The 12,504-nt window shown below is 38.1% G+C and carries 14 protein-coding genes; 2 read left to right on the top strand and 12 right to left on the bottom strand.

Annotated features, from left to right (window positions below; translation table 11 throughout):
• Window position 1: 1 nt before the first annotated feature.
• From LGQ02_RS06840 to LGQ02_RS06815, 6 genes are all read right to left on the bottom strand, one after another.
• Complete coding sequence (locus LGQ02_RS06840) at window positions 2-1,141, bottom strand: Leu/Phe/Val dehydrogenase (RefSeq protein ID WP_226517459.1); 1,140 nt, start codon at window positions 1,139-1,141, stop codon at window positions 2-4.
• A gap of 20 nt (window positions 1,142-1,161) precedes the next feature.
• Window positions 1,162-2,628: a dihydrolipoyl dehydrogenase gene (gene lpdA, locus LGQ02_RS06835; RefSeq protein WP_226517458.1), complete on the bottom strand. Its 1,467-nt coding sequence runs from the start codon at window positions 2,626-2,628 to the stop codon at window positions 1,162-1,164.
• Window positions 2,629-3,879, bottom strand: coding sequence for a dihydrolipoamide acetyltransferase family protein (locus tag LGQ02_RS06830; RefSeq protein WP_226517457.1), 1,251 nt, complete (start codon window positions 3,877-3,879; stop codon window positions 2,629-2,631). It abuts the gene before it with no gap.
• Between the two features lie 27 nt (window positions 3,880-3,906).
• Window positions 3,907-4,890, bottom strand: a complete 984-nt coding sequence (locus LGQ02_RS06825; protein WP_226517456.1) for an alpha-ketoacid dehydrogenase subunit beta — start codon at window positions 4,888-4,890, stop codon at window positions 3,907-3,909.
• Window positions 4,887-5,993: a pyruvate dehydrogenase (acetyl-transferring) E1 component subunit alpha gene (gene pdhA, locus LGQ02_RS06820; RefSeq protein ID WP_226518240.1), complete on the bottom strand. Its 1,107-nt coding sequence runs from the start codon at window positions 5,991-5,993 to the stop codon at window positions 4,887-4,889. Before pdhA ends, LGQ02_RS06825 begins: the two co-directional genes overlap by 4 nt.
• Window positions 5,994-6,326: 333 nt before the next feature.
• Entirely contained in the window at window positions 6,327-6,770 is a 444-nt protein-coding gene (locus LGQ02_RS06815; protein ID WP_226517455.1) for an Lrp/AsnC family transcriptional regulator, read from the bottom strand.
• 392 nt (window positions 6,771-7,162) lie between these two features.
• On the opposite strand from LGQ02_RS06815, the gene LGQ02_RS06810 reads away from it, so the two are divergent.
• On the top strand, window positions 7,163-7,372 hold the full coding sequence (locus LGQ02_RS06810; RefSeq protein WP_226517454.1) for a hypothetical protein: 210 nt from the start codon (window positions 7,163-7,165) through the stop codon (window positions 7,370-7,372).
• Between the two features lie 29 nt (window positions 7,373-7,401).
• On the opposite strand, the gene LGQ02_RS06805 is transcribed toward LGQ02_RS06810, so the two are convergent.
• Window positions 7,402-7,968, bottom strand: a complete 567-nt coding sequence (locus LGQ02_RS06805) for a ComE operon protein 2 (protein ID WP_226517453.1) — start codon at window positions 7,966-7,968, stop codon at window positions 7,402-7,404.
• 115 nt (window positions 7,969-8,083) lie between these two features.
• The gene (locus LGQ02_RS06800; protein ID WP_226517452.1) at window positions 8,084-8,698 is read right to left on the bottom strand and encodes a helix-hairpin-helix domain-containing protein; all 615 of its coding nucleotides are present in this window, start codon (window positions 8,696-8,698) and stop codon (window positions 8,084-8,086) included.
• Between the two features lie 127 nt (window positions 8,699-8,825).
• Between LGQ02_RS06800 and comER the strand changes: the two genes are divergently transcribed.
• Entirely contained in the window at window positions 8,826-9,626 is an 801-nt protein-coding gene (gene comER / locus LGQ02_RS06795) for a late competence protein ComER (protein WP_264184023.1), read from the top strand.
• Between the two features lie 469 nt (window positions 9,627-10,095).
• Here comER and LGQ02_RS06790 read toward each other — a convergent pair whose 3' ends face one another.
• From LGQ02_RS06790 to LGQ02_RS06775, 4 genes are all read right to left on the bottom strand, one after another.
• Window positions 10,096-10,827, bottom strand: a complete 732-nt coding sequence (locus tag LGQ02_RS06790; RefSeq protein ID WP_226517450.1) for a class I SAM-dependent DNA methyltransferase — start codon at window positions 10,825-10,827, stop codon at window positions 10,096-10,098.
• A 159-nt stretch (window positions 10,828-10,986) separates the two neighbouring features.
• Window positions 10,987-11,343 carry a ribosome silencing factor gene (rsfS, locus tag LGQ02_RS06785; protein ID WP_226517449.1) on the bottom strand — a complete coding sequence of 119 codons (357 nt, stop codon included), beginning with the start codon at window positions 11,341-11,343 and terminating at the stop codon, window positions 10,987-10,989.
• 22 nt (window positions 11,344-11,365) lie between these two features.
• Window positions 11,366-11,926 (bottom strand): bis(5'-nucleosyl)-tetraphosphatase (symmetrical) YqeK, encoded by a 561-nt coding sequence (gene yqeK / locus LGQ02_RS06780; RefSeq protein ID WP_226517448.1) that lies wholly within the window; start codon window positions 11,924-11,926, stop codon window positions 11,366-11,368.
• Window positions 11,919-12,494, bottom strand: a complete 576-nt coding sequence (locus LGQ02_RS06775; protein ID WP_226517447.1) for a nicotinate-nucleotide adenylyltransferase — start codon at window positions 12,492-12,494, stop codon at window positions 11,919-11,921. The genes yqeK and LGQ02_RS06775 overlap by 8 nt, the downstream gene beginning before the upstream one ends.
• Window positions 12,495-12,504 lie beyond the last annotated feature (10 nt).

The raw sequence follows: 12,504 nt of genomic DNA, 5'->3' as shown, positions 1-12,504 counted from the left end.
TTTACCTTCTTATATCCCATTTCGGGCGAGAATTGTGTAAAAAGAAACTATTTTGTTTTGCTCTATCTTTCATTCGCTTTTCACACATTTGGTTTGCAGCTTCTACAGTTGTTACTTTGTTTTGTTCTGCTGTGTTAAATACTTCTAATAACGAATAGTATATCGCTTTCGTTTTAGCCAAGACACGATCTTTATTTGCACCGTATAACTCATCAGATACTTGAATTAAACCTCCGCTGTTAACGATATAGTCAGGAGCATAAAGAATTCCTTTATTATTAAGTGTTACACTTAGTCCTTCATGCTGTAATTGATTATTTGCAGACCCCACAATTGCACGAACAGTTAGTTGTTCAACGGTCGTTTCATTAATTATTCCACCAACAGCACATGGAACAAAAATATCTGAATTTACACGGTAGATTTCATCCATTTCTACTACCTTTACAACCGAACTGAATTCTTCTGCTTTCCGTTTAAATTCCTGTAAAACCTTTTTATTTACATCTGTTACGAAAAGGTCTGCTCCTTCTTCTAATAAATGATTTGCAACTTTATAGCCAACTTTACCTAGACCTTGGATGGCATAAGTTTTTCCTACTAAACATTCTTCTCCAAAAAGTGCTCTATTTGTTGCTTTTAAAGCGAAGATGACGCCTTCAGCCGTTGGTACAGACGAATCTCCACTCCCACCATACATTTTTGGAATCCCTACAATACAATTCGTTTCTTTATATGCTTGAACGAAATCCTCCATCGTTGTTCCCATATCTGTACCAGTGTAAAAACGACCGTTCAATGATTCAACAAACTTACCGAAAGCTCGAAACATTTCAGGGGATTTGTCTTTTTCTGGATCGCCAATAATGACTGCTTTTCCGCCACCAAAGTCAACATCTGCTGCGGCACATTTATACGTCATTCCTTTTGAAAGCCGCAGTACATCTTGTAAAGCATCTGTCATAGACGAATATGGTAGCATACGACAGCCTCCGATTGCAGGGCCTAACGTCGTATCATGAATAGCAATAATCGCCTTTAAGCCTGTTTCTTGATCATTACAAAAAATCACTTGTTCACATTCTGAAAATTGTGTTATTAAACCCTGTTGAAGTCCAATTGTACTTTCAAGTAAACTCATATTCTCCCCCTCTTAAGAGTTTAGCGAAATATTGTCATGGATCGATCCATGTTCTTCTCTTTATTTTGGTCATTTACTATGTGAATCGCATGACCTAACGCTTCCTCAGCAGCCTCTAACCACACTTCTGTTAGTGTTGGATGGGGATGGACCGACATCGCAATATCCTCCACACGTGCTGCTAGTTCTAAAGCTAATACCCCTTCACCAATTAGGTTTGAAGCATCCGAACCGACAACATGCATCCCTAATAAAACGTGTGTGTTCGCATCTACAATTACTTTTGCTACACCTTCTAGTTCGTCAGTTGCTAACGCTCTACCATTCGCTTGAAAAGGGAAAGTTCCTGTTTTTACTTCATAGCCACTTTCTATTGCCTCTTCTTTTGTTAATCCTACACCTGCAATTTGCGGATCTGAAAAAATCACATATGGAATAAACGGTGTATCAATCGCACTAGGCAAGCCTCCAATCACTTCAGCAGCTACAACCCCTTGCTTTGTAGCACGGTGAGCTAGTGCTGGTCCAGGTGTCACATCACCAATTGCAAAAATATGGGACACGTTCGTTCGACATTCGCTATCTACTTCTAGAAAACCTCGGTCATTTTTGATAATACCAGTCTGTTCAATAGCTATACTGTCTGTATTCGGTTCTCTCCCAACTGTTACTAACACTTTGTCAGTAACAACTACATCTTCTTTCCTCCCTTCCTTAAGTTGAAGTTCAACTTTTTCATTATTAACTGTCGCCTTTTCCACATTCGTTGCAGTCCTTATCTTGATCCCTAATTTTCTCGCTTTTTTCGATACTTCCTTAACCATTTCTTCTGAAACATGGGGCAATAGCGAGTCAGTCACCTCAATAATCGTTACCTTCGTTCCAATTTTTGCAAAAGCTGTTCCTAACTCAATACCAATGTATCCACCACCAACAACTGTCAAATTTTCAGGAACATCAGTTAACGCTAAAGCTGAAGATGAATCGAGAATGTATTCTCCATCAGTTTGCAACATGTAAGGTGCAGTTGCTTTCGATCCTGTTGCAATAATTGCATATTCAAATTTATAAACCTCAAAATCCCCGTCTGTTTCTACACCAACACGGCTATCCGATAAAAAACTTGCTTTTCCTTTTACAACGGAAACGCCATTTTGTTCACATAGATTCACTACACCACTGTTTAATTTAGATACAATCCCTTGCTTCCAATCCTGCCATACACCTAAGTCAACAGGCTCTACTTCACCGTTAAATCGAATCCCCATCTTATTTAAGTTGTTTAATTGATGATATTGTTCTGCCATATGAATGAAAGCTTTAGATGGAATACAACCTTTATTTAAACAAACGCCCCCTAATGATTCCTTTTCAATCAACGTTACTGACTTCCCTAATATTCCAAGTCGAATCGCTGCAGCATAACCACCTGGTCCTCCACCAATAACAACTACATCTGTTTCTACCGCCACTTCTCCTACTACCATTTAAGTCATCTCCATAAATAGCCGTTTTGGTTCTTCCAACATTTCTTTCAACCTGTTCGTAAATTGGACAGCTGTCACTCCATCAATGATACGATGGTCAAAGGATAAGGACATGTTCATCATTAAACGGATAACCCCTTCCCAATCACGAACAACCATACGTGGTTCCATTTTATGCAAAGCAAGTATTGCTACTTCAGGATGGTTAATAATTGGTGTTGCGTGTAATCCACCTATAGGTCCTACGTTACTAATTGTAAACGTACTTCCAGTCGTATGTTCTAACGAAAGTTTTCCTTCTCTAGCTTGATCCGCTAATTCGCGAATCTCATCTGCCAGTTGGAAAATACTCTTTATATCAGCATTTTTTATAACAGGAACAACAAGACCTTTATTTGTATTAGTCGCAATACCTATGTGGTAATACTTCTTTAATACGATTTCGTTCTTATCTTCATCTAAAGAAGCATTCAAGTAAGGAAACTCCTTCAAGGCAATAACAATTGCTTTTATAAAAAACGGTAGGAATGTTAGCTTTATACCCTTTTGCTCTGCAAATGATTTCATGTCTTTTCTAAATTCTTTTAACGGTCCTATGTGCAAATCATCAACATGCGTTACATGCGGAATCGCTGACACTGACTTTGTCATCTGTTTAGCAATACTTTTCCTTATACCTGTTAACTGTACCCGCTCTTCTACATTAGGTTCAGAAGGTACATGGTCTTTTATCGAGTTGGCTCGGACATTGTCATTTTGACTTTCAGCATTTTCATTAACATTTACTTTTGAGTAGGTTAATAAGTCTTCTTCTGTGATCCGACCAGCTGGACCCGTTCCCGCTACTTCCTTTAGATCAACGGACATTTCTCTAGCCTTTTGCCTAACATACGGCGTTGCTAAATCTCTCCGAAACGTCCCTTCCTTTTGAATAGTAGAGACAAAACTCGTAATCCGACTCATATTTTCAGATGTTGTAGAATTACTAATGTTATTAGAGGCTTCACTATCTCCTTCCTCTTCAATGATCGTAAAAATAGTCGTACCAACTTCTACAACGTCACCTTCTTTGAAATAAATCTTATGAACTCTTCCAGTTGAAGGTGACGTTAGTTCTGTATTCACTTTATCTGTTTGAACTTCTACTACTTGCTGATCTTGTTTAACAAAATCCCCCTCTTTTATGAGCCATTTTGTAATTTCTCCTTCATGCATTCCTTCCCCAACATCTGGGAGTTTGAATTCAACCATACTCTCCCTCCTAACACCGATCGCAATTTAAAATAATACCGTTTCATGAATCCCTTTTGTAACTCTTTCTACTGTTGGTAAGTATTCATCTTCAACTGAAAATTGTGGTACTGGGACATCAAATCCTGATATACGTTTAATCGGAGCTTTTAAATAGATAAGTGCTTCCTCATTGATGAGAGAAATGATCTCCCCACCTAATCCAGCTGTCTTATGTGCTTCCTGGACAATGATTGCTCGCCCAGTTTTTTTCACTGAATGTATAATTGCCTCTCGGTCTAATGGGTAAAGGGAACGAATATCAACAACTTCACAGCTCCACCCTTTCTCTTCCTCCGCTCGTTTCGCTGCATTTAAAGCCTCCCTAACCATAGCTCCCCATGCAAAAATCGTTAAGTCTGCCCCTTCTTTTATGACGTTTGCTTTCCCTAAGGGCACTCGGTACAACTCTTCAGGTACTTCTTCCTTAAAGGCACGATATAGTTTTGTTGGTTCAAGAAAAATTACAGGATCTTTCTCTTCAATTGCCGAAGCTAGTAACCCTTTAGCATCATAAGGGTTACTAGGTACAACCACTTTTAACCCAGGTGTATGGGCAAAAAATGTCTCTACACTTTCTGAATGAAGTTCAGGGCCTCGTATACCTGCCCCATATGGAGTACGGATCACCATTGGTACCTCAAATTGACCACGGGTACGGTACCTCATTCTCGCTGCATGAGATACAATTTGTTCAAACCCAGGATAAATGAACGCAAGAAACTGTATTTCCACAACAGGGACTTTTCCATTCATAGCTAAACCTATTGAGGAGCCGATAATTCCTGATTCAGCTAAAGGAGTGTCAACAACTCGATCGGCTCCGTGCTTCTCATATAATCCATCTGTCGCCCTGAATACACCACCGTTTTTTCCAATATCTTCTCCTAAGAGCATCACCCTCCGATCTTCAGCCAACTTTTGATCTAACACTTCTGAGATCGCTTGAATCATTGTTACTTTTCTACTCAAAGTGACTTCACTTCCTTTGTCATAAACGTTCGCAGATCTTCTTGTTGCTCCTTGATATTCCAAGGCGTATCAGCATATACGTGCTCAAACATTTTGAGAGGGTCAGCTTTCGGATAGCTTTCAGCTCGTTTTAATTCCTCATCAATCTTTCTTTCAGCTTCTATTAATAATTGGTCTTCTCGTTCCTGATCCAAAAGACCTCGATTTGTTAAATATTTTTGCAACCGTGTTATTGGATCAAATTTTTCCCGCCACTCAATAGAGAGGTTTTCTTGATCACGATATTTGGATGGATCATCAGCTGTCGTATGAGCTCCATAACGGTATGTCACTGCTTCAATTAACGTTGGACCTTCCCCTTTTCGTGCTCGTTCAACTGCTTCCATAACAGTCAAATAAACCGCAATGACATCATTCCCATCAACACGAACACCTTTCATATCATAAGCTCCAGCTCGTTGGGCGATCGTCTTTGAAGCAGATTGTTGATTAAAAGGAACGCTTATTGCATAACCATTGTTCTGGCAAAAAAATATCGTTGGTGTATGAAATACCCCCGCCATATTTAACGCTTCATGAAAGTCCCCTTCTGAACTAGCTCCGTCCCCAAAGTATGCAATGCTGACTTCTTGTTTTCTATCTAGCATACTTGCCCATGCCGTCCCTACAGCATGTAACATTTGAGTTGCAATTGGCACACTAGGAGGAAGAATTCGTTTCCCTTCCGTACAAACTCCACCATCTATATGACCCATCCAGTAAAGGAATATTCGATACATATCTTGACCAAAAACAAGTGAAGCTGCATGGTCACGATACGTAGGAAACAACCAATCATGTCGAGAAAGTGCCATTGCACTACCTACTTGTGACGCTTCCTGACCTTCAAACGGAGCGTAAGTCCCCATCCTACCTTGCCTTTGCAAGTTAACCGCTTTACGGTCAAATGTCCGGACAAATTGCATATTCTCATACATTTTAACGATGAGAGCACCATTGATCTGCCCATCTATTTCAAAAGCAAGCTCTCCTTCTGGGGTTAATACTTGATATGGATCTTTTTCAGAAGAAAGTCGATGAACATTGTCATGCTTTATCACTATACAAATCACTCCTCGGCATATGAATTATTGATAGCGCTTACATACATTACTTCTTTACTTTCACACTTGTATATCGCTAGTATAAAAGAATGATTTACATTCCTACATAGAAAAACGGATGAATTTTCCGAATTTTACATTTATTTTGAATGGATTTTTATTTAATTTCCTACAATTTGTAATATAAATATCGATCTTTGTTTTTCACTGTTTTTTTTCAAAGGAGGTTTGAACTATCTTGATGTCATGAGGTGTTTGATCGTCAAAGACCATTTCCAATCATTGTTGTGAGGGTAATAGGAGTTTGTTAAGGTGTTTGTTTTATATAGCTGGTTATCCGTTTATAGACGGTAAAATGCTTCTCTCTTCAACAGGAGAATTTAAAACAATCGATGTATTGATATTAGCAAATGGAATGAAATGATCAATTAGCTTTCCTAAATGATCCATATCGTTGACAGCTGCTTTCAATATATAGTTCACCATTCCGGTAACTTTATGGCATTCCAAAATATCTGGGTGATTTTTTACTTTTTCTTCAAATTCATGATATGGAATTGTAATTTCACTCACTTGAATAAATAACATCACCTTCCTACCAACAGAGTCTGGAGATACTCTTGCACTAATTTTATGTATAATACCTTGTTCTTTCAGCCTTATTAAACGTTCTGTAACACTTGGTCTACTTAATGATAATTTTTTAGATAAGTCACTAATCGTTATTCTGCCATCCTCTTGGAGAATTTCGAGTAACTGAATATCTGTTTGGTCCATGCTCATTTCCCCCTATCTAAAACAAACAAAATATAAATACCTTATAGTTATGAATTATTAAGCAGATTATATCATGAATACACTTCTAAACTGAAAAGAAAGAGAGCCACTACGTCTTCAATAAAATTAAAACCCTCCTGAAATAAACAATGTTTATAATAGGAACTTTATATGACTGACAACTTTCATAATAATTGGTTATTCGTTCGCTTACATGGTGTTTTCTTTGCCATGAACGTGCCGTGAATCCCCCTCGAACCGTGGCTAATCATGATCATTTATTCTTGTCTGCTGAGTCTCTTATCGCCCGTTCTTCCACAGGAAAAAGGAATATTTATCCAAAAATTTAAACAGGACGTCCTAATACCGCGCTTGCCACAGGACGTGGCGCTTTGCTCGGTGGACGGACAGGACGTCCTAATACCGCGCTTGCCACTGGACGTGGCGTTTTGCTCGGTGGACGGACAGGACGTCCTGATACCGCGCTTGCCACTGGACGTGGCGTTTTGTTCGGTGGACGGACAGGACGTCCTAATACCGCGCATGCCACAGGACGTGGCGTTTTGCTCGGTGGACACATACAGTATTCAGCTAGTAGCTAATGACGTAAGAGATTTTAACAGAACCAAAATTAATTAGACGTATACAAGTTATTTGCTACCTCTTTTAATTTTTGAAGTTCATCCGAAGGTAATCCAAGTTGCTCGAGGCGATTTAAAATATCAGCTGTAAATTTAAGCTTTTCTTCACTATTTCTGTCTAAAATCATTTCTTCAAGTTCCACTTGCTCAACATCAACACCAGCAGCTTCGAATAGTTCAATCGCATACTCATGATTTTTGTAGTCAGATGCGTAAAATACTTTTTTTATTCCCGCTTGAATAAGTGATTTACAACAATTCAAACAAGGAAAGTGAGTTACGTATATTTCTGCACCATCAGTTGGGACACCAAATTTTGCGCATTGTAATAATGCATTAATTTCTGCATGAATGGTTCGTACACAATGATTATCAATTACGTAGCAACCATCTTCAATACAATGTTTTCCCCCTGAGATTGAGCCATTATATCCACCTGCAATAATTCGTTTATCTCTTACGATTGTTGCTCCAACCATAAGTCTTGTACACGTACTCCTTAATGCGAGCAAATGACTTTGTGCCATAAAATATTGATGCCATGAAATCCGTTCCAAATGCTGTCCACTCCTTTATGTACATAACGTAACGTAAAGTCACGTCTTAACACGTTAGCTTATTTTATGATTTAGTTTAGAAAAAAGCAGTCATCTTCGTCAATAAATAATTGTATCAACGAATCGAGACGTGTTCACGTAACTGTTCAACAGTCCTTTGACCAATTCCAGAAACTTGCGATAAGTCTTCTACTTGTTCAAACGGGCCATGCTCTTCTCGATATGTTATAATCGCTTCTGCTTTTGCCGGCCCAATACCTGGAAGATTCGTAAGTTCCTCCTTTGAAGCTCTATTAATTCTAACTTTAGAAGAATCATCCGCTCCTGATAAGTGATGATTTATGCCCTCGAGCTCTTCTTCCATTGATGGAACATAAATAACCATTTCATCATAACATTTTTCAGCCAGGTTTATCACATTTTCATTTGCATTGTCAGTAAACCCTCCGGCTAATAAAATCACGTCATAAACACGCTCACCGTATTGAATTGTATACACACCGGGTGATCGAACCTCTCCTTTTACGTCTACAACAATCTCTTCTAATTCTACTTCGTCGTCATGATGTTCTTCATTCTCCTCGCCCTCGGTTAGAAACAGCCAGTCCTCAGCGTCTACAACTTCTGGTTCATTATCATTGAAAAACAAAAATGAAAGACACAAAACAAAAAAAATCACTCCTCCAACAATAAAAGGATACCATTTACGGTCGATCTCTTTAAATTTCAAGGCCATTCACCTCTTTTTTTGAATATAAATCATATTACATCTAAACGATCATACAATGATTAAGAAAGTACGTATGGAAAAGGAGGGGGGACGCTTGAAGAGAGTAGGATTCATCGGCACTGGCAGCATGGGCAGTATATTAATCGAATCTTTTATCGAAGCTCGTGCATTAACCCCAACCGAAGTAACAATTACAAACCGGACGATCGAAAAAGCTTTGGATCTGGCTAACTCTTACAAAGGAATTGAAGTTGTAAATCAGCCAGAGCAAGTGATCAATCAATGTGAGTGGATTTTTTTATGTGTAAAACCACATCAAATGATCCCGCTCCTCAGCCAATTGAATGATAAGTTAACTAAAGATCATACGATCATTTCGATAACGAGTCCGCTTCTAGTAGAAGATCTAGAAAAAATCGTAAGCTGTAATGTTGTCAGGTTCATACCAAGCATTGTTAACAGAGGATTAGAAGGTCCATCTCTTGTAACTTTTGGCGATGGTATTTCTTCAGCAGAACAAGAAGAATACATGAGTGTATTTAGAAAGATTTCAAGACCACAAATTATTGACGATACGATTACGAGAGTAGCTTCTGACCTTGGAAGTTGCGGACCAGCATTTTTAAGTTACTTGTTAGAGCGAATGATTAAAGGAGCGACAGAAGAAACTGCGATTACAGAAGAAGCAGCTACAAAAATTGTGGAGTCGATGTTAATTGGTTATGGAGAGTTATTAAAACAAAATTTATATACGTTGCCAACGTTAAGAGAACGAGTAACTGTTCCCGGTGGTGTAACTGGGGAGGGGTTGAAGGTGTTAGAAACAGAAGTTGGGAAGCAATTTAATTACCTATTTCAACGAACACATGAAAAGTATAGGGAAGACCGAAAAGTTATAAAAGATCAATTAGACGAGAGCAAGGATTAAACCTTCGCTCTCTTTTTCTTTGGATTTCTACTAAAAGATTGTTACATTTAGTAAAAAATACCTTTCCAATCAGTTACAGAAGGACGCCTTCACCTCTCGGTACAATTGCGACATAAAACACACCAAGTTCGTTAGAGCCAATGAATCTGTGCATTATGTCCGCCCAAAAATGCCTTCGCTGTCCGCGGGCAATGCCTCAGCTAAACAAAGCTAAAGCCCTGTTGGAGGATCTTCGCCTATTGCTTATTGCTCTTCTAGCTATGCTACGTAGCTTGATGCGTCGGCGCATTAACATCATCAGTAAGCTTTTAGAGGAAGGCACAATTCGTAGCTAACTTGTTAAGTAAATGCTATTCGCTGGGAGTCGACACCTTTCCCCTCTTCGTATTTATAAAGGCCAACAATCTATGCGAAAAGAGGCTTTTCTTTTCAAATATTATTTATACGACATTCCCTTCAAAATTCCTGTTTATATTTTTACAGCTTTAAAGAAAATTCGATCGTGATCATTTTCTACTTTTTCATCTCCAAATTCACCACTTATTTCGATGTCGGAGAAACCAGACGCTTCAAGCCACTTTACATAGCTAGCAACTGGGTAAGTTTTTTGTTGATGGTCTTCGTCAAAACGTTCATATAAACCATCTTCTCTTTGAACAAAGAAAGTTAAGGTATGTTCTACACTGTATGGTTCTTCACCTGGTGTACAATACCACATATAAGAAAGGTCTTCATGATTTTCTCCAAATAATTGATCATAAAATATTTCTTCTACCTTATAAGTAGAATGAACATCAAATAAAAAAGTCCCACCTTCTTTTAAGGTACTGTACACCCTCTCAAAGGTTTGTTTTACATCATTTTCAGACTTCAAATAATTTAATCCATCGCAAAAGAGTGTAACCCCATCTAGGTCATGAAAGCCTGATAAGCTTCTCATATCTTGACATACAAAAGGAATTTGTAACTTTTTCTCCCTTGCTTTTTTCTCTGCAATTGCAAGCATTTCATTCGACAAGTCTGAACCAGAAAGCTTGTAACCTGCTTCCTGTAACATCATTGTGAAAGTTCCTGTCCCACAACCAACATCTAAAATAGATGCTCCTTTTCGTAAATACTTTTCTGTATATGTGATCCAACGATCATATGGAGCATCTTCCATTAAAATATCATATAAAGACGCAAACTGTTCGTAAGCCATAATTACTCCCTTATAAATAACTTAGCTTTTCAGCCAAAATAGGAAACCCTAGCTAAAACACCCACATTTTTGGGTTCTAAAGTAACCTATCTTATAATAATATCCTTAGTTGCCGTGATCATCACTACATAACATAAAGGACCTTCATAATTAGGTCTTTTACGGATTAACCAATTGCTCAATATTTACCTCAGATGCATCGCCCCAAAGCTTTTCAAGATTGTAGTATTCACGTTCCTCTTTATGAAATATATGAACGATAACATCATGAAGGTCAATTAACACCCAGCGTGACTCATCAAAGCCTTCTAAGCGTTTTAACTCAATACCTGCTTCTTGTGCTTGGTCTTTTATTTCCTTTGCAATCGCTTCAACTTGACTTTCTGAATTCCCGTGACAAATAACAAAGTAATCAGCGATAAGACTTATTCCTTCCATATCAAGTGCAATGATATTATTTGCTCTTTTGTCGTCTGCTGCTTTTACTGCTAAATTTAACGTATTATTTTTATGCATAAATGCTTCATAACCTCCTATTTCATTTGTTTGCAAAATAATTGTAAGCCTCGAATGTATCAGGATATACCGGCTGTTCCTTTTTCACTAAAAATTGTATTGTATTACGCAGAGCATAAAAGCATGCTTTATCTAGATCTTTTTCAGCAACCGTGCGCACTTCTTCTACACCGGGAAAAGTTCTTCCTGGTTCAATATAATCGGCTATAAAAATGATTTTTTCAAGTAAAGTCATTTCTTTTCTTCCTGTTGTATGGTATGTGATTGCTAAAAGGATGTTTTCATCTTCAATTTGAAGTTCCTTTTTTACATATAATGCTCCAACAAAAGCATGAAGAATTTCATTTCCATAATCCAGCAATTGATTCGGCAAGCTTTTTTCCATTTGTATCGAACGTCTCATTTCCTCGGTCGGACGATATTTAGCATAGTCATGCAAAATTGCTGCTAACCTTGCTTCCTTAATATTAGCGCCATATTTTCTAGCTAACGTTTCCGCTTCATCAGTAACACGTAGCGTATGTTCATATCGTCGGGTTTTTAATGCATGTTTTACTGCTTCAAGTGCCTCTATTTCATTCATATAGTTTTAACTCCTTTATGAACTTGTACACTTCATCTGTTAACAAAAATTTATTGAACATACTTGTATTTATATTTTCACGAATATATGAAGAAGAAACATCAATTGTAGGACCTTCCACAAAATGGATATGGTCATTCGAACGTTGTTTTGGGAATGGATAATTCGGCCTTTCAATAACAATGAATGAAACGAGTTGTTGTAGTCGTTCACTTTCATGCCATGTTGGCAACGTTTCTAAACTATCTCCTCCAATGATAAAATAAAACGTATGATCAAGGTGCTTTTTTTGTAAACGTTCAATCGTTTCGACGGTAAAAGATGGCCCTTCTCTTTCAAATTCAACATTGCATACACAAAAACCATCGTGCTTCTTTGTCATTAAACTCACTAAAGATATTCGATCTTCATCAGACGTATCACTTTTCCGTTTTTTATGAGGAGGGATTCGGTTAGGCATCCACCACACTTCATCAAGCTCCATTTGAAGCCGTGCTTGTTCTGCAATAAGCAAATGACCGATGTGAGGTGGATCAAATGTCCCTCCTAAAATCCCAACTTTTTTCATAAGCTACCCT

The organism is Bacillus shivajii (assembly GCF_020519665.1).
In the GTDB taxonomy this organism is placed as follows: Bacteria; Bacillota; Bacilli; order Bacillales; family Salisediminibacteriaceae; genus Bacillus_CA; species Bacillus_CA shivajii.
The sequence above is the reverse complement of the archived record's forward strand: the minus strand, read 5'-3'. Positions and strand labels throughout refer to the sequence as shown.

Excerpts from the sequence above, each read along its gene's own strand:
- rsfS (WP_226517449.1), bottom strand. The coding sequence starts at position 11,343 with ATGCATAAAAATAATACGTTAAATTTAGCAGTAAAAGCAGCAGACGAC.
- LGQ02_RS06775 (WP_226517447.1), bottom strand. The coding sequence starts at position 12,494 with ATGAAAAAAGTTGGGATTTTAGGAGGGACATTTGATCCACCTCACATC.
- lpdA (WP_226517458.1), bottom strand. The coding sequence starts at position 2,628 with ATGGTAGTAGGAGAAGTGGCGGTAGAAACAGATGTAGTTGTTATTGGT.
- LGQ02_RS06815 (WP_226517455.1), bottom strand. The coding sequence starts at position 6,770 with ATGGACCAAACAGATATTCAGTTACTCGAAATTCTCCAAGAGGATGGC.
- yqeK (WP_226517448.1), bottom strand. The coding sequence starts at position 11,926 with ATGAATGAAATAGAGGCACTTGAAGCAGTAAAACATGCATTAAAAACC.
- comER (WP_264184023.1), top strand. The coding sequence starts at position 8,826 with ATGGGCAGTATATTAATCGAATCTTTTATCGAAGCTCGTGCATTAACC.
- LGQ02_RS06840 (WP_226517459.1), bottom strand. The coding sequence starts at position 1,141 with ATGAGTTTACTTGAAAGTACAATTGGACTTCAACAGGGTTTAATAACA.
- LGQ02_RS06830 (WP_226517457.1), bottom strand. The coding sequence starts at position 3,879 with ATGGTTGAATTCAAACTCCCAGATGTTGGGGAAGGAATGCATGAAGGA.
- LGQ02_RS06790 (WP_226517450.1), bottom strand. The coding sequence starts at position 10,827 with ATGGCTTACGAACAGTTTGCGTCTTTATATGATATTTTAATGGAAGAT.